The sequence below is a fragment of the Cytobacillus sp. FSL H8-0458 genome, assembly GCF_038002165.1.
Classification (GTDB): Bacteria; Bacillota; Bacilli; order Bacillales; family Cytobacillaceae; genus Cytobacillus.
This window is the reverse complement of record NZ_JBBOBR010000001.1, coordinates 1,666,669-1,689,355: the sequence shown is the minus strand read 5'-3', so window position 1 is coordinate 1,689,355 and position 22,687 is coordinate 1,666,669. Positions and strand designations below refer to the sequence as shown.

Genomic DNA, 22,687 nt, shown 5'->3' with positions numbered 1-22,687 from the left:
GAGAAACTCGCCACATGTTTGCTTGTGGCGAGTTTTTTAATATAGCTTTGCCTTCCTCAAAGCTGAAAGAATGCCTAAAATTACGGTGATAATATGGGTTAAGAAAAAGGTATAAACATTAAAGTATAGACTATTTGTGTATTGATTGAACCAGCCAAAACGGTAAATTCTTGATTCCGGGTTATCAGGTGTTCCTCCAAAAGCAGTGATTAGCTCACTTGTGTAATCATTAATTATAATCATCAGCAAAACACATACGGCAAATGCAAAAAGTAAAATACCTATAGTCATTTTACTATCTATCACAATTTTTGCTTTTACCAGTTTAAAAGTATAGACCCAACTGGAAATAAAGACAGGTGAAAAAAGCAAAATTACGAGGATGCCCAAATTTCCATTGCCGGAAATCACATGTGGCTTTACCGTAAAAACATGTTCTATAAGGTAAAAACCAAAGAAGGAAAACATGAAGCTTAAGCTCCAATAGACCTGTTTTTTACTCAACGCGTACACCCTTTTCGTTATTTTTAAAGAAATTGTTTCAGTTATTCAATCAGTAGGTAAACTCCAGTGAAAATCAATATAATATATGTAAAAATCTTAAAAAAACGCTGATTGATTTTAACAAATAAAATTTGTCCCAGATATAGACCCAGCAGCACCAGCGGCAAAGCATACAAGCTTGAAAGCCAAATCGTCTTATTTGTCCCTGCAAAGATGATCTGAAACACCAGACTGGCTGAGTAGATAAACAAGTAAAAAGCCAAAGTAGTTCCCCTAAGCCGCTCTTTTTCAGTATCCGTTCCTGAAAAATACAACAGAAGCGGCGGACCGGGCATGCCAATGCTGGTTGTCATGATTCCTGACAATCCACCCACTGAATAATCCCTCCGGCTTGTTTCTTTCACACGGACATTCGCCATCAAAAGGAGTGTTAAAAGCAAAATAATGAAACTGACAGCTAATTTCAGCCGGGAAATGTCTAAAAATAAAAAAATTCCAATACCGATAGGCAGCCCGGCTGCACTGCCAACTGCGAACCTTTTCAAAACTCCAATGTCTGTATCCTTCTTGATTTTTGAGAATAAGGCAGCAGAAATAATTAAAGATAAAATCAAATTGATTTGAATGGCTTCTTTAGGTTCAAAAAGAAGCAGTAAAAACGGTGTGGCCAGGATTGAGAATCCGAATCCCGTGCTTGTCTGTAAAATGGATGCTAATAAAATAATTAGGATGAAAAGTAAGATTTCCATAATCAAAACCTGCTTTTTACCTTATTTTAACACAGCACCGAAACATTCTGGCACACCTTCAGCTTTTCCTATACAATAATGGAAGGAATATGCAAAAGTGTGGTGAGCAAATTGTTTAAAGTGCTTTTAATTGAGGATGATGCCTCCCTTTTTACTGAAATCAAAGACCGTCTCTCCCAGTGGTCTTATGAAGTGCATGGAATTCATGACTTCAGTGAAGTCATGAAAGAGTTTGCCGGCATTCAGCCTGATTTGGTCATTATTGATATCCAGCTTCCGAAGTTCGACGGGTTTCATTGGTGCCGGATGATTCGTTCACATTCGAATGTGCCGATTATTTTTCTGTCATCCCGGGATCATCCAACAGATATGGTCATGTCCATGCAGCTTGGCGCGGACGATTTTGTCCAAAAGCCCTTTCACTTCGAAGTTCTGATTGCCAAAATACAGGCAATACTCAGGCGTGTCTATAACTATAGTGCCGTTCAGAATAACCTCAAGACCTGGTGCGGTGCGGCGGTTGATTTCGAAAAGAATACTGTTACAAATGAGAGTGGTTCCATAGAATTAACGAAAAATGAAATTTACATATTAAAGCTTCTAATAGAAAGAAAAAATCAAATAGTCAGCAGGGATGATATTATTAATAGCCTATGGGATGACAAGCGGTTCATTAGTGACAATACTTTGACGGTCAATGTTAACAGACTAAGGAAAAAGCTTGACGAAATTGGGCTTGGTGCCAGGATCGAAACAAAGGTCGGCCAGGGTTATATGGCAATTGAAGAGGTTTCCCCGCATGTTTAGGATATATATCAGGGAACGCTCAAGCTGGATCCTGCTGTTCGGTTTCCTTCAGGTGCTTGCTGCCTTTGTAGTATATATGGATTCGGCCATATCCCTTAAGCCCTTCCTTTATTACACCTTTTTATCTGCAATCATTTTTACTGGGTTCATCTTTCTCCGTTATCAAAAAGAAACACGGTTTTACAGAGAAGTAGCCGAGCGGGAAGATAATTTAGATTTATCGAGCATACCGGAGTCTAACAGCCCTTTTGAAAAAATAATTGAGTCAGGCCTGGTTAGCCAAACCGAGCGGTTTAAACAGGAGTACACTCGGAATTGGACCCTGCTCGAGCAGGAAAAAGATGAATTGCTCTCCTGGATTCATGAAGTAAAAACACCCTTGACTGCCATGCATCTTATGATTGACCGGATTGAGGATCAGAATCTTAAATCCGCCCTTACGTATGAGTGGCTCCGCATCCACCTTCTTCTGGATCAGCAGCTCCATCAAAAGCGGATTCCTTCTATGGAAAATGACTTGTATATTGAAATAGTTAATCTTGAAGATATCTTATTTAATGAAATCAAATCTCTGCAGTCCTGGTGCATGCAAAAAGGCATTGGCTTTGAAATGGAAATGGAAGAAACGGAAGCTCTGAGCGATGCCAAATGGTTCAGTTTTATCATTCGCCAGCTTTTAACCAATGCTGTGAAGTATAGTGAGGAATCTGACATTATGATTTCGAGTTTCCAACATGACGGTAAAATATCCTTAAGGATTCAGGACTTTGGCAGAGGCATTGATCAAAGGGATTTGCCGCGAATCTTTGAGAAGGGATTCACATCTACTTCAAATCATCATGAAAACGCAGCAACAGGCATGGGGTTGTATTTAGCAAAAAAAGCCGCAGACCAGCTGAAAATAAAAATCCGTGCGGAGTCTGTTTTAGACAAAGGCACCATCATGACACTTGTCTTCCCTACTCGCAATGATTTCAACAGAATAACAGGCATGTGACAAAAATGTCACATGCTTTTGCTGTTTGTTCGTTCAATCGAAGGAATTACATATACGTAACCTTCTATAATAAAGCTATCAAAGAAAGGATGGTTACACATGACTGTACTTGAAGCCAAAAAAGTTCATAAAAACTACGGCAATAAATTTAACAGGCAGGAAGTATTAAAAGGAATTGATATGAAGATTGAAACGGGTGAATTTGTAAGCATTATGGGTGCTTCAGGTTCAGGGAAGACCACTCTTCTCAATGTACTTTCGTCTATTGACAGTGTAAGCGGCGGGCAAATCAACATTGAAGGAAAGGAAATGACAAGACTGAAGGAAAAACAGCTGGCTGAATTCCGCAAGAAGCATCTTGGATTTATCTTTCAGGAATATAATCTCCTGGATACATTGACAGTGAAGGAAAATATCCTTCTCCCCCTCTCCATCAGCAAAACACCAAAAAAAGAGGCAGATGAAAAGTTTGCGGCTGTTGCGGCTGAGCTCGGCATTTTAGAATTAAAGGATAAATATCCGAACGAAATTTCCGGCGGACAAAAGCAGCGGACTTCTGCTGCACGTGCGTTTATTCATGAGCCAAGCATTATTTTCGCTGATGAGCCTACAGGTGCGCTGGATTCGAAGTCAGCCTCAGACCTGTTAAATAAGCTAAGTGATTTAAATCAGAAAAGGAAAGCAACGATCATCATGGTCACCCATGATCCTGTAGCAGCAAGCTTCTGCAGCCGGGTTATTTTCATCAAGGATGGCCAGATTTATACTCAGCTGAATAAGGGTGATCAATCAAGACAGGCTTTTTTCAAGGATATTATGAAAACACAAGGCGTTTTGGGCGGTGTGCAGCATGAGCATTAATACCATCATCCTCCGCAACCTGAAAAAGAATCTGAAAAATTATTATCTCTATGTGTTCGCGCTCATTTTCAGTGTCGCACTCTATTTCGCCTTTGTCACCCTTCAATATGACCCATCGATGTCTGAAGCAAAAGGCTCGATTAAAGGTGCGGCTGCCATAAAAACGGCCTCCATCCTGCTCGTTGCGATTGTTTCTATCTTTCTGCTGTATGCCAACACTATTTTTATCAAAAGGCGAAGCAAAGAAATCGGGCTTTTTCAGCTTATAGGAATGACAAAAAATGAAATTTTCAGGCTGCTTAGCCTGGAAAATCTCTTGCTGTATTTTGGTTCCTTGATCATTGGGATCTTTATCGGTTTTTCGGTTTCGAAATTAATACTGATGGTCCTTTTTAAATTGACAGGTGTTGAAGGAATTGCTTCATTGCACTTTTCAAGTGAGGCGCTTTTGCAGACTGTCATCGTCTTTACGGTTATTTATATGTTCATCATGCTGATGAACTTTGTTTTTATCAAGAGGCAAACCATTCTATCTTTATTCAGGGTGGTTTCGCTTGCCGAGGGAAAAGTGAAAAAGCTATCCATTTGGGAAATGATCATGGGGGTGCTTGGTTTAGCCTTGATCATTGCGGGCTATTACATCTCTTCCCTATTATTTGGCGGGGATTTCACATCCATGAACGAGCTGTTCTTCGCGATGGTCGTCATTCTTGCTTCCGTTATCATTGGAACCTATCTTTTCTACAAAGGATCGGTAAGCTTTATCGCGAGCCTGATTCGCAAAAGGAAAGATGGATACCTGAATGTTAATGAAGTTCTTTCATTGTCCTCCATCATGTTCCGCATGAAGTCGAGTGCCCTGCTTTTAACAATAATTACAACTGTGTCCGCCCTTGCGATCGGGCTGCTGTCATTAAGCTATATTTCCTACTACTCAGCGGAAAAATCAGCCCAGGACAGTCTTCCTTCCCACTTTTCATTCACAAGCCGGGAGGATGCAGATAAGTTTGCGGACAGGCTTGAAGAAAATGGATTAGACTATAAGGATCAAAGCATAGAAGTATTACAAGTGGAAGCCGATATGAAGGACATCCTGGATGTTAATCTGGACGAAATGGGTTTTGATTCGCCAAACATGCATCTGCCTGTTGTAAGCGAAAAGGCCATTTCCGGCGTGGAGCTTTCCCCAAAAGAAACTGTTCTGACAGGATATAACGATGCACTGCAGAAGTTCATGACACTCAAGGACTCAGGAAATCTTGAGTTCAAAGGAAAAACTACCTCCATTAAACAAAATTATATAGGGCTAAATAAAGACTTTGTCATCCCGTTTTATTTTACAGCAGGCGGTCTGCCCTTGGCCATTGTGGATGAGAAGGTGTATGAAGAGCTGAAAGCAGACCTTAATCCTGAAATTCAGCTGGAGGATTCGCTTTTCATCGGAGTGGATATGAAGAATGAAAGCGATATTGAAAAAGCTAATACACTCTTTAAAGAGATGGAGTTCAGCGGCAGAGCCGATTCGCAGCAAGAGATGAGCACAAGGCAAAAAATGAATATGGGGTTAGTTATGTTTATTGTCGGGTTTCTCGGCTTGACCTTCCTGGTCACTTCAGGCTGCATTCTATATTTCAAACAAATGGATCAAAGTGAAGATGAAAAACCAAACTATACGATTTTGAGAAAGCTAGGCTTTACACAGGGAGACCTGCTGCGCGGAATTCGTTCCAAAATGGCCTTCAACTTTGGAATTCCGCTTATCGTCGGTCTTCTGCACAGCTACTTTGCAGTTCAATCAGGTTGGTTCTTCTTCGGCAGTGAGCTTTGGATGCCGATGATCCTGATTATGGTGCTTTACACCGTTCTTTATTCGATTTTCGGAATACTGTCTGTGATGTATTCGAAAAAAGTGATAAAAGATGCGCTATAGACGGAAAAACCGCTCAGGTATGATGGCCTGAGAGGTTTTTTTGTGTTGGAATTTGGCTTCGTTATCGATTGGGAGAGGTTATTTGCGGGTTTTCTGCGTCTATTTGCAAGTTTTCCTAGTTTATTTGCAAATTACCGGATTTATTTGCAAAATGGTCAGTGTTTGTTTTTCGAACTTCTCTTTTATTTGCAGGTCTTCCCACTCTATTTGCAAGTTTTCCATTTTATTTGCAGGTTTGCCCAGGCTATTTGCAAATTATCTTATTTATTTGCAATTTCTTCATATCTATTTGCAAATAACCTCAAAAGGGTCCAATTTTTTAGCCTCTCGTTTCAATCGCTGTGATTCAACAATTAACTTATCCAGGTCCTGGCTTAATTTCAAGGTCTCTACATCTAATAGCCCCTTAGAATAAATGCTATGAATCATTGCCTGGTCAGTTCAATCGCCTTTGTTAAATCCATTCTGTTATCCTTCCAGCAGCGGAATTCGGGATTTATACCTTTTCACAAGCTCGCGGTTATGCTGATCTGCTCCATCTACATTTCCGCTTTTAAAAATTGGCGGCTCGAACCCGTTTTTAATCATCACTTCCACTGCTTCCGCCATCAGGCTGTTAACAATCGCAAAGCCAATTATAGATGAGGCGGAGCCAAACCGGAGCCCCAAAGCTGGGTGCTGCATCAAGGCGTCTCCTGGCTCGATATGGTTGTCAATCGCCAGGTCCACTGATGAAAACAGATACTTCCCCTCATTGTGGCGGGAAGAATACGTTTCAGCATAGCGCGGGGAAGTTATCCCAATCACGTATGCCCCCTTGGATTTAGAGATTTCAGCTACATCCACCGGCACTGGATTCCGGCCTGAAGTGGATGCCACAATCACAACATCATTCGGCCGGATATCCGCATTCTCCATGAATCCCCCGGCAAAATTGTTTTCCTTTTCCAAGGAAGAAGAACGGACTGCGCCCTTATGCAGCATTAAGTCCTCTACAAAAATAGGCTTAATGGGGGCAAGTCCCCCAGCACGGTAAAACAGCTCTTCCCCGAGCATATGCGAGTGCCCGCAGCCAAATACGTGGATAATCCCATTGTTTTGGATACATTCAGCCAATGCACGGGCTGCTTTCTTCATCTTTTGCCCTTCTTCTTTTTCAACGAGGGACAATAATTCCTTTATGTCATTCAGATATTTTTCCAGCATTCTTACTACCTCATTTAAACCCTGACTTTGGATGCGCTTAGTGCTGCTTCGTCTGCAATCACTTTTACATTCGGATGGTTTCTTAAGATGGATGCAGGGAACTGTTCATTTACACCATTTCCAAGAAGCTGCCCAATGGCATCCGCTTTTGCTTCACCTGAAGCAAGAAGGAGAATCTCCCTGCTCTGCATGATCGTAGCGATTCCCATTGTAATAGCTTGGGTCGGCACCTCTTCGATCGTATCAAAAAACCTGGCATTAGCTTTAATAGTGGAATCTGCTAAATCAACAATATGAGTTTTAGATGAAAAAGATGTCCCTGGCTCATTAAAGCCAATGTGCCCATTATTGCCGATTCCCAAAATTTGCAGATCAATTCCGCCATGGTTTTTAAGCTTATTTTCATAATTTAGGCATTCTGCTTCCAAATCCCCGGCCGTACCGCTTGGGACAAAAGTGTTTTCCTTAAAAATATCGAGAAGGTTAAACAATTGAGTATCCATAAAATATCGGTAGCTTTGCGGATTTTCTCCAGAAAGTCCAATATACTCATCTAAATTAAAGGTTGTCACCTTTTTATATGATGTTCCGTGATCTTGGTGATCTTCTATCAAACGTTTATATGTTCCCACAGGTGTACTCCCGGTTGCCAATCCGAGAGTAGCTTCAGGAAAGTGGCGTACTTTCCTGATAATAAAATCTGCTGCGGTTTTACTCATTTCTTCATAGTTGTTTACTTTAATGATCTCCATCATGAGTTCCTCCCTGCAAAAGCTGAATAAGAATATATTTGCACTAATGAAGGCAAAATATTGGAATAAAATAAACCCATTTATACTTCATATCGTAACACTAAAAAGTATAGTTGTCTATACCAATCTAACCGTTAATAAATCCTTATTTTAAAAAGTATATAAATTTTTCTTTTAAAAATGGTATAGACAACTATATTTATATTTTGGTATGATTACGACAGTTTAGTAAAACGCTTTCTTATTCATTATTTTTAAGGAGAGATCAATATGTTAGGATTCCTACAGAGAATTGGTAAGGCTTTAATGCTTCCGATTGCCGTCCTGCCTGCCGCTGGTCTTCTGCTCCGCTTTGGACAGGATGATTTATTGGGTATTCCGTTCATCGCCAATGCCGGCAATGCCATTTTCGCGAACCTTGCACTTATTTTTGCCATCGGGGTTGCGATGGGATTTGCGAAGGATAATAATGGGGCAGCTGCCCTTTCAGGCGCCATCGGTTTTCTGGTACTGACCGAAGGGGCAATTGCCATCGATGAAAATATAAATATGGGAGTACTTGGCGGTATTATTGCCGGTATTATTGCCGGATTATTATATAACCGCTTCCATGATATCAAACTTCCGGATTGGCTCGGATTCTTTAGCGGACGCCGCTTCGTTCCGATAATTACTTCCGTCACCATGATTCTTCTAGCTGCAATCGCCGGTTTTGCCTGGCCTCCAATCCAGGGTGCGATCGATGCACTGGGCAACTGGATTATTGGTCTTGGCGCTTTAGGTTCCGGACTATTCGGCTTCATGAACCGCCTTTTAATTCCATTGGGTCTGCATCATGTGTTGAACAGTTTATTCTGGTTCCAGTTCGGCGAATTTGAAGGAGTTAATGGTGATATTGCCCGCTTCTTCGCAGGAGATCCGTCAGCAGGAGCTTACATGACTGGATTCTTCCCTGTGATGATGTTCGGTCTGCCTGCTGCCGCGTTTGCGATCATTGCGACTGCCAAGCCTGAAAAAAGAAAAGCAGTATCAGGAATGTTCATCGGTCTTGCCCTGACTTCATTCCTGACTGGAATTACAGAGCCGATCGAGTTCTCCTTTATGTTTATTGCACCTCTATTATATGGAGTGCATGCCATCTTAACAGGGGTTTCCATGTGGGTAACATCCTTACTGGGCATCCGCGATGGCTTCACATTCTCAGCAGGCGCACTCGATTTTGCCCTGAACTTTAATATCGCTGAAAAGCCGCTGCTGCTATTGGGAATTGGCGTTATCTACGCTATTCTGTATTTCGTTATCTTCTATGCTCTCATCAAAGCATTAGATCTGAAAACGCCTGGCCGTGAAGAGGACGAAGATATCGTGGAAGATGAAGAAGAACATGTCTCAACCGGCAACAACAAGTACGAAGTCATGGCCAGCCATTTTATTAAAGATATTGGCGGTACTGACAACATCACTTCTATTGATAACTGTGCGACACGCCTGCGCTTAAACATTGCTGATATGGAAAAAGTGAAGGAAAGCGCACTGAAAGCACATGGTGCTAAAGGGATCATGAAATTAAGCAAGACAAATCTGCAGATCATAGTTGGAACAGACGTTGAGTTTGTTGCAGATGAGATGAAGAAAATAAAGAAGTAATTGACTGAAAACCAGTGTCCCGAGGCGGACACTGGTTTTTTATTTTATAAGAGGCGGTGTTTTGGTTCGAAGATGAGGCGGATTCGGACTCTAAGAGAGCGGTTTCTCATTTCTGTGTCGGAAGTTGAGGCTGGTTCTGACTCTAAGATTGCCATTTCTCACTTCTGTGTCCGAAGTTGAACCAAGTTCAGACTCTGCGAACCCCATTTCCACTTTCTGTGTCCGAAGTAAAGCCAAGTTCGGACTCTGCGTGCGCAATTTCTCACTTCTGTGTCCGAAGTTGAACCAAGTTCGGACTCTGAGAACCCCATTTCCACTTTCTGTGTCCGAAGTTAAGCCAGGTTCGGACTCTGAGAACCCTCATTTTTCATTTCTGTGAGCCGAGTTGACCCCGTTATGACTCTGTTTCAGTACGATGACGGCATAAGATTAATTTAACTAACTAAAATGCATGCCTCTTTTTGTACCACTCCATCGCCCTCATCTCAATTTCCTGCACAAGTGCTTCCTTCCCTTTTATATAAGAATTAATGTCAAAAGGAAACTGTTTCGCTAACTCCAATTTTAAGGTTCCATATTGTTTTGCGTCTTCTCCGTTTTCCCTTAGGTAATCACGAAATGCAAGATGGCGTGTGATAGCAGGATTCCCTTTTTCATAAATATGGATATGATGTGTCCGCAGATTTCCTCCTTTCTGAAAATACCGCCGGCCAGGCAGTCCATTTTCACCATGGGGTTCATAACCAAGTGCAGCCATTTCCCCGTTGAAGTGATTAACCCGCTCAATATCTATTACGACAGGCAATATATCAATGACCGGCTTTGCTGCCAGACCTGGTATCGAGCTGCTCCCTATATGGTGAATGTTCAGTATCTCATCCTTAAAAATGGCCATGATGGGTTTTTTCTCCCTTTGAAATCTGGATGGCCAGTCAGGATTATAGGCGGTAATAATCACTTTCCTTGTCATGTTCTCCTCCTGAATTTATTTTAAGCTCATCAAGCACGCCCATAAAAAATCTTCGCCAAATAGATCGCTGGGCTGCTGAATTTTTTTCATCATTCTAAGCTCCAGAAAATGAAAGTCATCTTGAAAGACTGATTTCAATCGTTCTTCTGTATAACCGATGCCACCCTTTAAGCTTCCGATGCGATAAACCTCCCAGTCCGGCGTGGGAAGTGCTCCATCCGGATTAAAGCATACCAGCCCAAATTTCCCTCCAGGCTTGAGTGCCGCTTTAATTATTTCCAGGTATGTAAGCCTTCTGTGTGGCGGAAGGTGATGAAACATGCCGCTGTCATAAATAAAATCATAACTTTGAGGTTTAAAATTAAAGTCGAATAGAGATATACATTCAAAATTAATTTTCACCTGTGCTTCATTTGCTCTTTCACCTGCCCATTTGATCGCCCTTTCGGAAAAATCGATAGCATCCACTTGCGACCCATTCTTCGCCAGAAAAATGGCATTCCTCCCCGGGCCGCATCCAATTTCCAGGACCTTCCCCGCCTGCAGACCATTTAGAACATACTCAGACAGGTTTTCATCCGGCCCTTTTGCTTTGAAAAATGGAATCTCTTTGTCCCGGTCTTCATAGAAGTTTTCCCAGAATAATTTTGGTTCTCTTAACAATCCATCCAGCATTTCAAATACATCATGATGATGTAAAATAGCTTTTTCCATAGCCATCTCCCCCCTTTCTTTTATTTTACTTAATCCCTTATGGAAAAGGATTACGGCAGCGTTAAGAATAAATTATTTAAGTAAAAGCGCTCGGCTGATTTTACATTATTCTTCCATTTAGAGATCCTGCAAGCGGGTATTTTTAAGTTTTATAGTCTAAAAAATACTTAAGTCTTTAAGCAAAGAGAAATACTTCTAGACGCATCCTAAGGACTCTGGAAAAACATCCAATCTTGCTATTTGTAATTTTTGTAACACTTATTAAACATTTTGTTTTGAAAACTTGTCCTTCATTTCGGTCAGCTCTCATATAATGACGACAAGAAGGTTTAGGAGGTAAGTGATGTTTCTGTTCCTTGATAAAGCGATCCTCGGCATGGCCATTCTGCGGCTTATTTCCGGAAGCATTGAAATTTTTGTTGCGCTATTAATCTTAAAAATGAATGATATTGAAAAGGCATTGATTATGAATAGTTCACTGGCCCTTATTGGACCGCCTGTGCTTCTCTTGACAACAGTGATTGGATTGACCGGAATGGCTGATAAAGTTTCACTAAGCAAGATATTATGGGTGCTCTGCGGGGTTGGCTGCATTCTGTATGGGGTAAAAGGGAGATAGAGCTGCAAAGACAGCTCTTTTTCTTATGTTTCATTCCGGAACGGGGTTTTCTCTTAGAATAAAAAAACCAGCCCCCGATTGGAAACTGGTTTGATAACATAAGTATGTAGCCGCTCTTGCCGTAACTGGTATAAGAAAGTTTTAAACCACCACTCCTCAAAGTGGGTGTTCGCAGAAACATTCCTGCCTGTCCTCCTTGTCATATAGACGAGGCTTGTCATTCCTGTTCCGATGTTAAACTCCCTATTTCAGCTTAAAGGTTAAAACTTTAGTATGATTACGTACAATGCAGCTTGTTTTATTATAATAATATAATTTACAAGGTGTTTCAATAGAAGTTTTTTCCTATCCGGACCTACTAACTCTTTTCACTGAGCTTCAATGCGGTTTCAGTAATTTTCATATCCGTTTCCAGCTGCTTTTTCAAATTATGCGGATAATAAGTCCCCCTGCTGATCATGTAATTAGTTATCTTCTCATGAGTATCAACCGCAATTCTTAACTGCTCCCTTAAAATTCCTCTTACTTCAGGAGATCCGCTCTCTGTAAGGGCAAATGCAATATTCCGGATGCCTGCTTTAGCAGAAATTAAAAAGTCCGTTGCAATGACCTGATCAGACATTCCGCCCATCCCCATTAAATTTTTCAAGAAACTATTCATCAAATCCGTGCCTCCTTCTCAGAATGCTTTGCATCTCCTGTATGAATTTCACATCCCCTGCCTCACTGTCCTGCAATATCGTTTTTAAAGTCGGATCCTGAACAAGCCCGCTCATGGCCACCGACTTGGTGAGACACAAATTTTTAAACACCAGAAGCTCATGAAGCTCCAATGTTTCATGCATTCCCAGTTCATTCATCATAAAAATCCCCCCATTAAGGTTATAGTTTCATTTTGCTCATTTCCCTCTTCAGTAACTATTGGTAGTTATTTCAATTGCCAGCATCTGTGAATTCCGCATAAAGCCGGTCAAACAAGAAACATTAACTTTAAAAAGGAGGACGAATCTAATGGACGGGTTAGGCCTTGGCTACCATGAAACGATGGAAACACATGAAATGCTGAACTTTAAAACAGATTGCCTGCTGAAGTCAAAAATGGTAATAGGCATTTGCTTTGATAACGATTTAAAAAAATTGCTTGAAAAAGATGTGGAACAGTCGATTCAAGCGATCCAGGAATTAAAGGAACTTTACAAGAAAGCAAAAACTCTCTCTTAAGGCGGTGGAAATAAATGAATCAGGATTATCTCGATCCGAAATATGCTGAAGGAATGCCAAAAATGGCTGATAACACCTTTGCACTGGAATTTCTTTTGCGCATTAAAACAGGAATTCGCTATTATGCCGTTTCATTGACCGAAACAGCAAGTCCCGAGTTACGGAAAGCTTTTTACAGACAAATGGAACAAGCCATCGATTTGCATGGCGAAGTTACAGAACTAATGTTAAAAAAAGGCTGGATTTATCCGCGTGATATCGGAAAACAAATAGAGCTGGATATAAAATCCGCTGATATGGCCATTGCTATTGGAAATATGGAGCTGTTTCCAGCGGATACTGACCGGCTTGGCACTTTTGCCACACCGGAAAAATAATGATAGGAGGTAATCCGGCATGAAGGCTGTTACATATCAGGGCATTAAAGATGTGGCCGTTAAAGAAGTTGAGGCCCCTAAGATTGAAAAAGCTGATGATATCATCATAAAGGTAACCACTACGGCGATTTGCGGATCTGACTTACATTTAATCCACGGCATGATTCCGAATACTTATGAAAACTACATTATCGGGCATGAACCAATGGGAATCGTCGAAGAAGCAGGACCTGAAGTGAAGAATCTAAAAAAAGGGGACCGTGTAATTATCCCTTTTAATGTCAGCTGCGGTGAATGCATTTATTGTAAAACGGACTTAACGAGCCAATGTGACAATTCTAATCCGCACGGAGAAATGGGCGGCTTCTTCGGATATTCTGAGACGACTGGCGGATACCCGGGCGGCCAGGCGGAATATATGCGGGTGCCTTATGGAAACTTCACACCATTTAAAATCCCTGAGAACTCGGAAGTGGAAGATGAGAAATTAGTGCTGATTGCCGATGTTGTTCCTACAGCCTATTGGTCTGTAGACAATGCCGGAGTTAAAGACGGTGATACCGTTGTGGTCCTTGGCTGCGGCCCGGTTGGCCTATTGGTGCAAAAATTTGCATGGTTGAAGGGTGCCAAGCGGGTCATTGCTATTGATTACATTGATTATCGGCTGCAGCATGCAAAACGGACCAATAAAGTGGAAATCATCAATTTTGAACAGACAAAAAATGCGGGGGAATACATTAAGGAAATCACTAAAGGCGGCGCCGATGTTGTAATCGACTGTGTCGGCATGGATGGGAAAATGACTCCGATGGAATTCCTGGCAACAGGATTAAAGCTGCAGGGTGGATCGATGGGCGCAATCGTAATGGCGACCCAGGCTGTGCGCAAAGGAGGCACCATTCAAATAACAGGCGTGTATGGCATGCGTTACAACGCTTTTCCTTTAGGTGACATTTTTGAACGAAATGTCAATATACGTTCCGGTCAGGCCCCGGTCATTCCATATATGCCTTATTTGTATAACATGATTGCTGAAGGCAAATTCGATCCAAGCGATATTGTCACCCATGTTTTGCCGCTGGATGATGCGAAGCATGGCTACGAAGCATTTGATACGAAAACCGAGGATTGCATAAAAGTTATATTAAAGCCTTAACTCGATTCCTTTTAAAGCAATGCCCGGTTACAAAGGAGAAATTGCAATTGGGACGAAAGTTTGAACGAAATCTGCTGCGCAGCCTGTTTATGTTCGGTATCGGGGCTTTTTTCCATCTGGTCAGAAAGCCCCCTATAAAAGACTGGCTTATCGTGTTCTTTTTGAAAAGCTATATTGCCACCTTTTTAGACAATCTCTTAGTGCGAAAAGGATATCTCAAGTACCCGGTTAATTTGTTTAAAACTTTTGACGTCAGTGTACTATTCAGCTATATTATTTTTCCGATTACGTGTGTTTATTTTAACCAGCAGACCAGAAATAGCGGACTAAAGGGTATCCTGCTGAAGTCCTTGATCTTTAGTATTCCATCGGCAATTGCCGAACATTTTCTTGAAAAACACACACAGTTAATCAAGTATAAAAAATCATGGAATTCCTATTATAGCTTTATATCTATCATGGCGACCTTCCTTCTGACACGGGGAATAATGGGTGTGATAAGTAAATCTTCGGAAAAGCAAAAGAATCCGGCTCCAAAACACTAATTGGAGCCGGTTTTTTTGTCAGGTGTCACGTCCTTCTTTCCTTATGAAGGCCCTGTGTCATTAACGATAAGTTATTTCCAAAAACTGAACAGTGGTTTGATCCCTGTCAATCCGGACTTTGAGTTCGAAATGATCAAGCTGGTAGGTTAACTCTTCACACATGGCTGATTCGTAGCAAGTTACCGTTTTTGTCTTGTCAGCATCTCCATACATTTTAACTGCTTCGGTCTTGGTAAAGGGAAGAGCAGGCAACATGCGCGTGCTTAAATATTCCGGATATACAGCAAGGCTGCCAATTGTACCATCCTTCATATTTAAGGTTGCCCTTACACCGGCACCATCCCCCTGGTAGTAAAGGCTTTTAATATTGACCTGAGTCTCAGTCTTTTTTGGCTTGCCCATTCTCGATATGATGTCATCATAGGAGTCTCCCGGCTTTAAGCCAAAAATATGAAGTTCCCCTCTTGAAAGAATGAAGGCATCTTTAATTCCTGCTTTTTTGACTGCCTCCAGGTGCTTCACAGCATTCTTTTTGTCCTTAAAAGCACCTGCCTGCACACGGTAATAGGTTTTGCCATCAATGACAGCCATGCTCATTGCAGCTGGGATCCCTTTTTTCTTCAGCAGTGCTGCCCGCTTTTCCGCATTCTCTTTTTTGCTGAAAGAACCGGCAATAATCCTGTGATATCCAGCTTCCTCCCCGGATAGAATGAGACGCTGACCGGCATAGATGGTTGTACCTGCTAAATCATTCAGCTCCTTAATCTGCGTTACACTCAGATGATGCTTCTTAGCCAGGGAATAGAGTGTATCCCCTTTTTTCACCACAGCTATTTCTTTATCTCCGCTGTGGTCCGCTAAAACAGATCCCCCTGAACAAATAACTGCCAGAGATATAACTCCTGCTGCAAATGCCTGTTTGATTTTTTTCATTAAATTCACCTCACTATATATGACGAAGGGAAATAATGGATGTCGCAGGAGGACGAGCCTATTTTGGAAATTGGGCAGACATTTCTTTGGGGCTTATTTTCGTCTTTTTTGCTCAGTTTATCGCGCTGATTTAGCTGCCTATTTCTTTGTCACAGCTCCATTTCCAAACAAAAGAGAGATGGCCCAAAAGCCATCTCCCTCCTTTTACGCTGGTGCATCAATTTCATCCTCAGCGATGTGTTTTTCATTGTATTCCACGTCCTTGCGGGCATTATAACGGTCCGCTTTTTCGAGGGTGACCGTGATGTTGTAGTCAGGGATACCCGCAAATTTTTCGTAGCGGCCTCTTGGCAACAGGAAGTTTCCTTCAGGAAAATGGACTTCGACGTTGCCGCGGGCGATGTCGACGAATTTGGCTCTTCCCTGGAAGACACCGAATCCATTGTACAGAACGATCCCTTCACCCTCTGCAATGCTTAAGTCTTTTCCATCTTCTGCGTTCATTAATACATCGTATCGTCCGGCACCATTCAGCGGGTCCACTTCTTTGTAGACCATGGAATTGAACTGCTTGCCGCGGCGGGATGTGACGATGAACTGGCCTTCTTTTTTGCCAAGGTCTGGAATATCGACAGTGATAAGTGTACCTTTTCCATCCGGAGTCGGGCAGATGCCGTCCTCGCAAAGCCATGCTCCGCCCCATTGGAAAACATCCCCTGCTTTTTTCAGGTGCTGGATGCCATCATAATTAGGATTCGCCACGGCAATTTCATCCCGGATTTCCTGTGCATCTTTAAAATCAACAAGATGGGCAGTTTCAGGCTTTACGCGTTTCGCCAGATCGATATAAATTTTCCACTCTTCTCGCGCCTCTTCAATTTTGTTTTTATTTCCTTCAATTTCCGGACTGAAATACACCATTCTCTCCGTTGAAGTGGAGGTACCGCCGCCCTCCTGCTCGTACCTTGTTTTAGCAGGCAGCACGATGACCGCTTCTTTTGCATCAACCAGGGTAGACGTATTTAAAATTATATCCTGGTGAACGCGGATATCCAATTCAGAAAGAGCTTTTTCAATAAAATCAGGATCCGGCATTGTCTCAAGGAAGTTACCGCCTGATAGATAGTAAAGCTTGATTTTTCGTTCATGGTCCTCAGGCAGCAGAATATTCTCCAGTGTCACCCCGACAATATCACCCTGCCATTTCTGAAGCTCAAAGCCCCATAGATTTTGAATGCGGGTAAAATTGTCTCCATAAAAGTCACCGCCAGGCAACACGAATGGATCGGCACCCATTTCACCGCTTCCCTGTACAGATGAGTGGCCGCGGAATGGCATCAAACCATTATGCTTTCGGCCCAGATGGCCGCGAAGCAGCGCAAGGTTCGCTACCTGTGAGATATTATCTGTCGCAAAGGAATGCATGGTCAGGCCAAGAGCCCAGGCATAGACAGCATTTTTGCTGTTCGCCAGCAGTTCCGCAAGCTCAATAATACGCTCTTTGCTTACACCGGAAGATTTAATAATATCTTCCCATGACTGCTCTTTTACTTTCTTTTTCAAATCCTCGTAGCCATTTACATGCTCATTCACAAATGTATGGTTGATGGCAGAACCGCGCTCCGCTTTCTCCATGTCAAACCAGTGTTTCATGATGCCATGCATAAAGGCAATGTCTCCGCCGATGTTGACCTGATAAAAGTCATCAGCGATTTTTGTGCCAAATAAAGCAGATTCCGGGTTTGACGGAATCCAGTATTTGTCCATCGCCGGCTCTTTATATGGATTGACGACGATAATTTTTGTGCCATTCTTTTTCGCTTCAAGCATGTATTTGGATGATACAGGCGAGCTGTTGGATGCCACGCTTCCCCAGAATAAGAGTACATCCGTTCCGATCCAGTCAAGATAGTTGGCTGTGGAAGCTCCTACGCCAATCGAACGCTTTAACGCAGTTTTAGAAGGCGAATGGCAAATGCGGCTCGCATTATCAATGTGGTTCGTGCCAAGGAAGCGGGCAACTTTGCCGGCCGCATAATAGGATTCATTCGTAATTCCGCGGCTCGTCAGGTAGAACGCATACTGCTTAGGGTCGAGAACCTTCATTTTTTCAGCAATCATATTCATGGCATCATCCCAAGTGATCCGGGAGAATTTGCGCTCGCCTTTTCTGCGGATCATCGGATATGGGATGCGGCCGAGCTTGCGAAGCTCGGTGCTGTCATATTTGCGGAGCTCATCAATATCGGCATGCAGAATGTCCGGTTTGATCGCACCGGCCGTGTTTAAACGAAGGACATTTAAACGTGTTGTACAAACATGGGGTCCTTTAAGCGTCTGGTCATAAAGACCGGAAACGCCAAGCGCACAGCCGTCGCAGACACCTTTTGTCAGTATATTTGTGGCATAGCCGATATTATCTTTGTTTTCCCACAGGATTTTTGCTGTATCCCTCATATGTTTTGGCTTTATTTTGCCAAGCCCGAACGGAATCGGACTCACCCAATGCTTTGGATCCGGCATGGCCTTTTTATTCTGAGGTCCTGGATGTTTTGTTTTTCCCATCTGAAACACTCCTTTATCTTTTTCTATTTAATAGAGATCCTGAATCTCTTAATTCTCAATGGTTAAGTTGCATTTATTATTGTATATGGGCAAATGTTATAAACTTGCCGTTTTTATAAAAAACCGCCGCAAAAAGCCTCTACTTCTAGATGCTGATTTCTGCGGCGGTTAGTCTTTAGCAGGATCGCTGCCAAGTGCCATACCAATAGAAAAGCGGAAGCGGTGCTGAATGCTTTTCCATGCTGTTTTTATTAAAATTTAACTTGCTATACGCTCATTTGCTTCATTTTGCCTGCGCAATTTTTTCATATCAAAACGGATTAGGATTGACACAATGAGTGCCACCACAAAAAGTCCGGCAAAGCTTGTCAGACTTGAAGCATAGCTTCCTGTTGAATCCTTCATCCATGCGGCAAACATTGGGCCTGCAAGACCAGCTGCCGCCCATGCTGTAAGGATGTAGCCGTGAATGGCGCCTAGCTGCTTCGTTCCAAAAACATCACCGATAAATGCCGGGATGGATGAGAATCCTCCGCCATACATGGTGTACACAACAGCCAGCATAACCTGGAAAAGAATCGCTTCCTTTGTGATCGGCAGCAAAAGAAATAGGGCGATCTGTGATACGAAGAAAATCGTATACGTGTTCGGGCGGCCAATATAGTCAGAAATGGATGCCCATGCCAGACGGCCCAGTCCGTTAAAGATGCCAAGCACTCCGACAAGCGTGGCTGCTTCTGCCGTTGTCAGGCCTATGCTTTCCTGTGCCAGCGGCTTTGCAGCTGACAAAATTGCAATTCCGCACGTTACATTTATGAACAGCATGATCCATAAATAATAGAACCGGGTTGTCTTTACTGCTTCATTCGCCGTTAACTGTGCCAAATCCTGTTTAATTTTGATTTTTCCGGCTGCAGCTTTTTCCTTCATGCCTTCAGGTGCCCAGTCTTCAGGCGGTTTTTCTAAATATAATGATGATAATGTCATAATGATCAAGTAGGCAGCACCTAAAATAAAGAACGTGTTTGCTGTGCCAACAGATTTAATTAGACCATCCATGACCGGGCTTGCTACTGCTGCAGCAAAGCCAAATCCCATGATGGCGAGGCCTGTTGCAAATCCGCGTCGGTCAGGGAACCATTTTACCAGTGTGGATACCGGCGCAATATAACCTACCCCTAAACCGATTCCCCCAAGAACGCCATAGGTTATGTATAAAAATGGCAATGAACCCATATTTACTGCCAATCCGGCTCCAAGCATGCCGGCTCCGAAGAATCCTGCTGCCAGAAGACCAGCCTTTTTTGGTCCATGCTTTTCAACAAAGTGGCCAAGAAATGCTGCTGACAGTCCCAGAAATAGAATCGCCAAACTGAAGGTCAGCTGTACTTCCTTTGATGACCAGCCAAACTGCTCAATCAATGGATTGGTAAAGTTGCTCCAGGCGTAAACCGAACCGATGGAGATATGAATCCCTACGGCCGAGGCGGCAATCAGCCACCGGTTTTTTGTCTTTTTCACTCTTTTTCCCCCTCTTAATGCTCGTACCCTGCTTTTTAAAGCGGTTACAGGATTGTTCCTTGAAATAAAAAAACCGCCAATCTCTTCGGCATGCCCGAATATGGGTATGCTGAAGCAGGATTGACGGTTAGTATTAAGCAGGATTCGCTGCTTAAAGGACCAACTGTTAATCTTCATAGAATCTGATGACATTTTAACCGACGACAGGTTCGCTATCTCAAATCAAAATGTGACAGATTTTTGAACTATTAAAAATCATATCACTTTGAAATAACATGTTCAAGCCCTTTTCAGCAAATTTTCACTATGTCGGTGTTGGTTTATATACAAAAAGAACTCCAGAAATTTTTCCCGGAGTTCTTCTATTTATCTTCCTTTTTTCACATCATGAAGCAAATCCGGATGGTTTGTGAACATGCCGGTTACTCCCCAAATAATCAGCTGCTTCATTCTTTCCTTGTCATTGACAGTATACGGATGCAGTTCAAGTCCGCTATTCACAACCTTTTGTACATATTCCTCATTTAAATACGTATGATTGGGACCAATGCCCATTGCGTACTCCTTTATTTCCATAATCTCTGCATCAGTTATTTCTGCGTTCGTTTTATACGAAATTAATTGTACAAGTTTAATAGAGGGGTCCAATTCATTCATCACTTTAAGACTTTGAGGGCTGAATGATTGTACCAGCAGTTTATTTTTATTAATATTATACTTTTCAACCAGACGAAGCAGTTCTTTTTCCATGCCAGGATAAACATCCGGTGATTTTGTTTCAATGTAGTAGCTGCTGTTTTTCCCGAATTTTTTGAAAACCTCTTCAAGTGTCGGCACCTTTAATCCTTCATAATCCGCTCTTGCTGCATAAGGGTACTTTTCGTTAAACCAGCTGCCTGCATCAAGCTGCTTTATTTCTTTTAAAGTATAATCCTTTACGGATCCTGTTCCATCTGTCGTCCGGTCAAGCGTTACATCATGCATCGCAATAAGATGCCCATCCTTTGTCATCTGCAAATCCACTTCAATATAATCACCATGCATTTTCTCGCCCATGTCATATGCAGCGATTGTATGCTCAGGTGCATAAGCAGAAGCCCCGCGATGTGACACATTTACAATGTCCTTTTGCATGTCTTTTGCCAGTGCCGCACCTCCTCCAAGCGCATTTAGCCCAATAACTGCCGCACCAATAACAGAAATCATTTTCTTCTTCAATGTCTCCGTCCCCTATCTATAATGGTTTACACATTAAGAATAGTGACGAAATATTAACCCTGTTATAATTTTATGTAAAACCTGGGAGAATAATAGATTACAGGAATATTAATACAAGCCTTTCTGAATGGGTCCTATTCACCATTGTAGAAACTTGTAATCTTTTTATAAGTTTTGTCGAATCTGTTTATTTGCCGTTTAATTTGTCGATAATAGAATATAATATTTCATCCTCGGATTAGGAGCCGAATCAATGACCACACCTTCGACTGCTATAAAAAAACTTCACAACGACATCGATGTCCTGCGCAAAAAGATGATTTCTGTTGGAAAAAACAAGGGATTGTCACACCCTGAAACGCTCATGTACTCAGAGGAGCTCGATAAGCTCATCTATAAAGTGCAGCGAAGCAAGCTCGTCCATTAGAACAATCCTCAATTTTCATAAAACGCACACTCTTATAAAAAAGGAGTGTGCTTGTTTTATGATTAACCGCTCAATCGTGCATTTTAATTGAGAAAAACGAAAAAGTCCTCCATAATGATAAGACAATAACTATAAGGAAATGGAGATCATATGAAGAAAAAGTTCATGTTCCTATTAGCAATCGTTCTTCTTGTTGTGACAGCCTGCGGCAAAGATCAAACGATTGCTTTAAAGGATCAAAGCGGCAATGAAGTTGCCTTCCCGCAGGACAAGCCAAGTGTCTTCTTCTTTATCACAACCATACACCTGAGGACTCTGTCAGCAGCAGCTGGTCGAGCTGCATCAGAATATGGATAAATTAGAAGGTCTGGATGCCAATATGTACATCGTCAGCAATGATCAGCCTGAGCAGCAGCTTGAACTTTATCAGGCTCTGGAGGAAAAGATGGGTCAAAGCCTCCCATTTATTTCTGATCCGAAAATGAAGCTCATTGAACAGGCCTGCATGAAAAATGGCGACACTGCCTACAGAGGCTATGCAATAATGGATACAAAAGGCAAAATTGTGTTCAATAAGGTCAATGACCATTGGGGAGAAGAAATCGATACAACTGCAGAAGACTTAAAGAAGGAGCTTTCCAAATAAGAAAAGCGGAAGAGCCTTTGTCACGAAGGAACGCAGACTAAGAACACCACGTCCTCCCAAAAGCTACCGCTTTCTGTCGTGCGATGTTATGCTGACGAAGCCTTCCTTGTCCTGCGGGCCTCAAGCACAAGACGATCCTCCCGGAAAGGCGTTCTTTGCCTTTTTGGGAGGATTGTCCGAAATGTGGAGGCGACTGCTTAGGGACGACAAGCATAAGTCGAGCCCTGCAAGAAGGTGTTCTTTCCTCTGGAAGGGATTGGCTAGTCTTTCGTCCCTAGGAGCCGAAACAAGACAAGCTTGTGACCTCGAGGGGGTAGGCGCT

General features: G+C 42.3%; 26 protein-coding genes and 1 other RNA gene. 13 read left to right on the top strand and 14 right to left on the bottom strand.

The features are described 5' to 3' along the window. Positions 1–36: 36 nt before the first annotated feature. Together NYE23_RS08120 and NYE23_RS08115 are read right to left on the bottom strand one after the other, a co-directional pair. Positions 37–513: a hypothetical protein gene (locus tag NYE23_RS08120; RefSeq protein WP_341076915.1), complete on the bottom strand. Its 477-nt coding sequence runs from the start codon at positions 511–513 to the stop codon at positions 37–39. Between the two features lie 32 nt (positions 514–545). Further along, positions 546–1,253: a sulfite exporter TauE/SafE family protein gene (locus tag NYE23_RS08115; RefSeq protein ID WP_341076913.1), complete on the bottom strand. Its 708-nt coding sequence runs from the start codon at positions 1,251–1,253 to the stop codon at positions 546–548. A 111-nt stretch (positions 1,254–1,364) separates the two neighbouring features. Here NYE23_RS08115 and NYE23_RS08110 point away from each other — a divergent pair, with 111 nt between their 5' ends. The 4 genes from NYE23_RS08110 to NYE23_RS08095 all read left to right on the top strand — a co-directional run bounded on the left by NYE23_RS08110 (position 1,365) and on the right by NYE23_RS08095 (position 5,848). After that, positions 1,365–2,060 (top strand): response regulator transcription factor, encoded by a 696-nt coding sequence (locus NYE23_RS08110; protein ID WP_341076911.1) that lies wholly within the window; start codon positions 1,365–1,367, stop codon positions 2,058–2,060. Continuing rightward, positions 2,053–3,057, top strand: a complete 1,005-nt coding sequence (locus NYE23_RS08105; RefSeq protein ID WP_341076908.1) for a sensor histidine kinase — start codon at positions 2,053–2,055, stop codon at positions 3,055–3,057. The genes NYE23_RS08110 and NYE23_RS08105 overlap by 8 nt, the downstream gene beginning before the upstream one ends. Before the next feature lie 99 nt (positions 3,058–3,156). Further along, positions 3,157–3,918 carry an ABC transporter ATP-binding protein gene (locus tag NYE23_RS08100; protein ID WP_341076906.1) on the top strand — a complete coding sequence of 254 codons (762 nt, stop codon included), beginning with the start codon at positions 3,157–3,159 and terminating at the stop codon, positions 3,916–3,918. Then, a complete protein-coding gene (locus NYE23_RS08095) occupies positions 3,908–5,848 on the top strand; it encodes an ABC transporter permease (RefSeq protein ID WP_341076903.1) in 1,941 nt (646 codons plus the stop codon). The genes NYE23_RS08100 and NYE23_RS08095 overlap by 11 nt, the downstream gene beginning before the upstream one ends. A 285-nt stretch (positions 5,849–6,133) precedes the next feature. Here NYE23_RS08095 and NYE23_RS08090 read toward each other — a convergent pair whose 3' ends face one another. Genes NYE23_RS08090 through nagB form a run of 3 tightly spaced genes read right to left on the bottom strand, consistent with a single transcriptional unit; the run spans position 6,134 to position 7,806 of the window. Next, positions 6,134–6,277 carry an aspartyl-phosphate phosphatase Spo0E family protein gene (locus NYE23_RS08090; protein WP_341076902.1) on the bottom strand — a complete coding sequence of 48 codons (144 nt, stop codon included), beginning with the start codon at positions 6,275–6,277 and terminating at the stop codon, positions 6,134–6,136. 39 nt (positions 6,278–6,316) lie between these two features. Continuing rightward, positions 6,317–7,054, bottom strand: coding sequence for an SIS domain-containing protein (locus NYE23_RS08085; RefSeq protein WP_341076900.1), 738 nt, complete (start codon positions 7,052–7,054; stop codon positions 6,317–6,319). A 14-nt stretch (positions 7,055–7,068) separates the two neighbouring features. Then, entirely contained in the window at positions 7,069–7,806 is a 738-nt protein-coding gene (nagB, locus tag NYE23_RS08080) for a glucosamine-6-phosphate deaminase (protein WP_341080653.1), read from the bottom strand. A 270-nt stretch (positions 7,807–8,076) separates the two neighbouring features. Between nagB and nagE the strand changes: the two genes are divergently transcribed. Next, complete coding sequence (gene nagE, locus NYE23_RS08075; protein WP_341076898.1) at positions 8,077–9,453, top strand: N-acetylglucosamine-specific PTS transporter subunit IIBC; 1,377 nt, start codon at positions 8,077–8,079, stop codon at positions 9,451–9,453. 442 nt (positions 9,454–9,895) lie between these two features. On the opposite strand, the gene NYE23_RS08070 is transcribed toward nagE, so the two are convergent. Both NYE23_RS08070 and NYE23_RS08065 read right to left on the bottom strand, forming a co-directional pair. Beyond that, positions 9,896–10,423 (bottom strand): GrpB family protein, encoded by a 528-nt coding sequence (locus tag NYE23_RS08070; RefSeq protein ID WP_341076896.1) that lies wholly within the window; start codon positions 10,421–10,423, stop codon positions 9,896–9,898. Positions 10,424–10,438: 15 nt separating this feature from the next. Next, positions 10,439–11,137, bottom strand: a complete 699-nt coding sequence (locus NYE23_RS08065) for a class I SAM-dependent methyltransferase (RefSeq protein WP_341076894.1) — start codon at positions 11,135–11,137, stop codon at positions 10,439–10,441. Positions 11,138–11,480: 343 nt separating this feature from the next. Here NYE23_RS08065 and NYE23_RS08060 point away from each other — a divergent pair, with 343 nt between their 5' ends. Beyond that, positions 11,481–11,756: a YqhV family protein gene (locus NYE23_RS08060; RefSeq protein ID WP_341076892.1), complete on the top strand. Its 276-nt coding sequence runs from the start codon at positions 11,481–11,483 to the stop codon at positions 11,754–11,756. Between the two features lie 103 nt (positions 11,757–11,859). Here the strand turns inward: NYE23_RS08060 and ssrS are convergent. The 3 genes from ssrS to NYE23_RS08045 all read right to left on the bottom strand — a co-directional run bounded on the left by ssrS (position 11,860) and on the right by NYE23_RS08045 (position 12,619). Further along, positions 11,860–12,054: non-coding RNA, 6S RNA (gene ssrS, locus NYE23_RS08055), on the bottom strand. 60 nt (positions 12,055–12,114) lie between these two features. Continuing rightward, the gene (locus tag NYE23_RS08050) at positions 12,115–12,417 is read right to left on the bottom strand and encodes a spore coat protein (protein ID WP_341080651.1); all 303 of its coding nucleotides are present in this window, start codon (positions 12,415–12,417) and stop codon (positions 12,115–12,117) included. Further along, positions 12,410–12,619, bottom strand: a complete 210-nt coding sequence (locus tag NYE23_RS08045) for a hypothetical protein (RefSeq protein WP_341076891.1) — start codon at positions 12,617–12,619, stop codon at positions 12,410–12,412. The genes NYE23_RS08050 and NYE23_RS08045 overlap by 8 nt, the downstream gene beginning before the upstream one ends. Before the next feature lie 148 nt (positions 12,620–12,767). Between NYE23_RS08045 and NYE23_RS08040 the strand changes: the two genes are divergently transcribed. Genes NYE23_RS08040 through NYE23_RS08025 form a run of 4 tightly spaced genes read left to right on the top strand, consistent with a single transcriptional unit; the run spans position 12,768 to position 15,055 of the window. Then, positions 12,768–12,977, top strand: coding sequence for a spore coat protein (locus tag NYE23_RS08040; protein ID WP_341076890.1), 210 nt, complete (start codon positions 12,768–12,770; stop codon positions 12,975–12,977). A 14-nt stretch (positions 12,978–12,991) separates the two neighbouring features. Further along, positions 12,992–13,354 (top strand): spore coat protein, encoded by a 363-nt coding sequence (locus tag NYE23_RS08035; RefSeq protein WP_197215570.1) that lies wholly within the window; start codon positions 12,992–12,994, stop codon positions 13,352–13,354. Between the two features lie 19 nt (positions 13,355–13,373). Then, positions 13,374–14,510 (top strand): zinc-dependent alcohol dehydrogenase, encoded by a 1,137-nt coding sequence (locus NYE23_RS08030; RefSeq protein WP_341076887.1) that lies wholly within the window; start codon positions 13,374–13,376, stop codon positions 14,508–14,510. 47 nt (positions 14,511–14,557) lie between these two features. Then, entirely contained in the window at positions 14,558–15,055 is a 498-nt protein-coding gene (locus tag NYE23_RS08025) for a CBO0543 family protein (protein ID WP_341076885.1), read from the top strand. A gap of 60 nt (positions 15,056–15,115) precedes the next feature. On the opposite strand, the gene NYE23_RS08020 is transcribed toward NYE23_RS08025, so the two are convergent. The 4 genes from NYE23_RS08020 to NYE23_RS08005 all read right to left on the bottom strand — a co-directional run bounded on the left by NYE23_RS08020 (position 15,116) and on the right by NYE23_RS08005 (position 21,292). Then, on the bottom strand, positions 15,116–15,988 hold the full coding sequence (locus NYE23_RS08020; protein ID WP_341076883.1) for a LysM peptidoglycan-binding domain-containing protein: 873 nt from the start codon (positions 15,986–15,988) through the stop codon (positions 15,116–15,118). 204 nt (positions 15,989–16,192) lie between these two features. Beyond that, positions 16,193–18,553, bottom strand: a complete 2,361-nt coding sequence (locus NYE23_RS08015) for an FdhF/YdeP family oxidoreductase (RefSeq protein ID WP_341076881.1) — start codon at positions 18,551–18,553, stop codon at positions 16,193–16,195. A 258-nt stretch (positions 18,554–18,811) separates the two neighbouring features. Beyond that, complete coding sequence (locus NYE23_RS08010; protein ID WP_341076879.1) at positions 18,812–20,074, bottom strand: L-lactate MFS transporter; 1,263 nt, start codon at positions 20,072–20,074, stop codon at positions 18,812–18,814. A gap of 366 nt (positions 20,075–20,440) precedes the next feature. Continuing rightward, positions 20,441–21,292: a glycerophosphodiester phosphodiesterase gene (locus NYE23_RS08005; protein WP_341076877.1), complete on the bottom strand. Its 852-nt coding sequence runs from the start codon at positions 21,290–21,292 to the stop codon at positions 20,441–20,443. 253 nt (positions 21,293–21,545) lie between these two features. Here NYE23_RS08005 and NYE23_RS08000 point away from each other — a divergent pair, with 253 nt between their 5' ends. The 3 genes from NYE23_RS08000 to NYE23_RS07990 all read left to right on the top strand — a co-directional run bounded on the left by NYE23_RS08000 (position 21,546) and on the right by NYE23_RS07990 (position 22,365). Beyond that, positions 21,546–21,719, top strand: a complete 174-nt coding sequence (locus NYE23_RS08000; RefSeq protein WP_341076875.1) for an aspartyl-phosphate phosphatase Spo0E family protein — start codon at positions 21,546–21,548, stop codon at positions 21,717–21,719. 150 nt (positions 21,720–21,869) lie between these two features. Beyond that, the gene (locus tag NYE23_RS07995) at positions 21,870–22,076 is read left to right on the top strand and encodes a hypothetical protein (protein ID WP_341076874.1); all 207 of its coding nucleotides are present in this window, start codon (positions 21,870–21,872) and stop codon (positions 22,074–22,076) included. Beyond that, on the top strand, positions 22,069–22,365 hold the full coding sequence (locus tag NYE23_RS07990; RefSeq protein WP_341076872.1) for a hypothetical protein: 297 nt from the start codon (positions 22,069–22,071) through the stop codon (positions 22,363–22,365). Before NYE23_RS07995 ends, NYE23_RS07990 begins: the two co-directional genes overlap by 8 nt. Positions 22,366–22,687 lie beyond the last annotated feature (322 nt).

Excerpts from the sequence above, each read along its gene's own strand:
- NYE23_RS08115 (WP_341076913.1), bottom strand. The coding sequence starts at position 1,253 with ATGGAAATCTTACTTTTCATCCTAATTATTTTATTAGCATCCATTTTA.
- NYE23_RS08105 (WP_341076908.1), top strand. The coding sequence starts at position 2,053 with ATGTTTAGGATATATATCAGGGAACGCTCAAGCTGGATCCTGCTGTTC.
- NYE23_RS08100 (WP_341076906.1), top strand. The coding sequence starts at position 3,157 with ATGACTGTACTTGAAGCCAAAAAAGTTCATAAAAACTACGGCAATAAA.
- NYE23_RS08095 (WP_341076903.1), top strand. The coding sequence starts at position 3,908 with ATGAGCATTAATACCATCATCCTCCGCAACCTGAAAAAGAATCTGAAA.
- NYE23_RS08090 (WP_341076902.1), bottom strand. The coding sequence starts at position 6,277 with ATGATTCATAGCATTTATTCTAAGGGGCTATTAGATGTAGAGACCTTG.
- NYE23_RS08085 (WP_341076900.1), bottom strand. The coding sequence starts at position 7,054 with ATGCTGGAAAAATATCTGAATGACATAAAGGAATTATTGTCCCTCGTT.
- nagB (WP_341080653.1), bottom strand. The coding sequence starts at position 7,806 with ATGGAGATCATTAAAGTAAACAACTATGAAGAAATGAGTAAAACCGCA.
- nagE (WP_341076898.1), top strand. The coding sequence starts at position 8,077 with ATGTTAGGATTCCTACAGAGAATTGGTAAGGCTTTAATGCTTCCGATT.
- NYE23_RS08070 (WP_341076896.1), bottom strand. The coding sequence starts at position 10,423 with ATGACAAGGAAAGTGATTATTACCGCCTATAATCCTGACTGGCCATCC.
- NYE23_RS08065 (WP_341076894.1), bottom strand. The coding sequence starts at position 11,137 with ATGGAAAAAGCTATTTTACATCATCATGATGTATTTGAAATGCTGGAT.
- NYE23_RS08060 (WP_341076892.1), top strand. The coding sequence starts at position 11,481 with ATGTTTCTGTTCCTTGATAAAGCGATCCTCGGCATGGCCATTCTGCGG.
- NYE23_RS08050 (WP_341080651.1), bottom strand. The coding sequence starts at position 12,417 with ATGAATAGTTTCTTGAAAAATTTAATGGGGATGGGCGGAATGTCTGAT.
- NYE23_RS08045 (WP_341076891.1), bottom strand. The coding sequence starts at position 12,619 with ATGATGAATGAACTGGGAATGCATGAAACATTGGAGCTTCATGAGCTT.
- NYE23_RS08040 (WP_341076890.1), top strand. The coding sequence starts at position 12,768 with ATGGACGGGTTAGGCCTTGGCTACCATGAAACGATGGAAACACATGAA.
- NYE23_RS08035 (WP_197215570.1), top strand. The coding sequence starts at position 12,992 with ATGAATCAGGATTATCTCGATCCGAAATATGCTGAAGGAATGCCAAAA.
- NYE23_RS08030 (WP_341076887.1), top strand. The coding sequence starts at position 13,374 with ATGAAGGCTGTTACATATCAGGGCATTAAAGATGTGGCCGTTAAAGAA.
- NYE23_RS08020 (WP_341076883.1), bottom strand. The coding sequence starts at position 15,988 with ATGAAAAAAATCAAACAGGCATTTGCAGCAGGAGTTATATCTCTGGCA.
- NYE23_RS08015 (WP_341076881.1), bottom strand. The coding sequence starts at position 18,553 with ATGGGAAAAACAAAACATCCAGGACCTCAGAATAAAAAGGCCATGCCG.
- NYE23_RS08000 (WP_341076875.1), top strand. The coding sequence starts at position 21,546 with ATGACCACACCTTCGACTGCTATAAAAAAACTTCACAACGACATCGAT.
- NYE23_RS07995 (WP_341076874.1), top strand. The coding sequence starts at position 21,870 with ATGAAGAAAAAGTTCATGTTCCTATTAGCAATCGTTCTTCTTGTTGTG.
- NYE23_RS07990 (WP_341076872.1), top strand. The coding sequence starts at position 22,069 with ATGGATAAATTAGAAGGTCTGGATGCCAATATGTACATCGTCAGCAAT.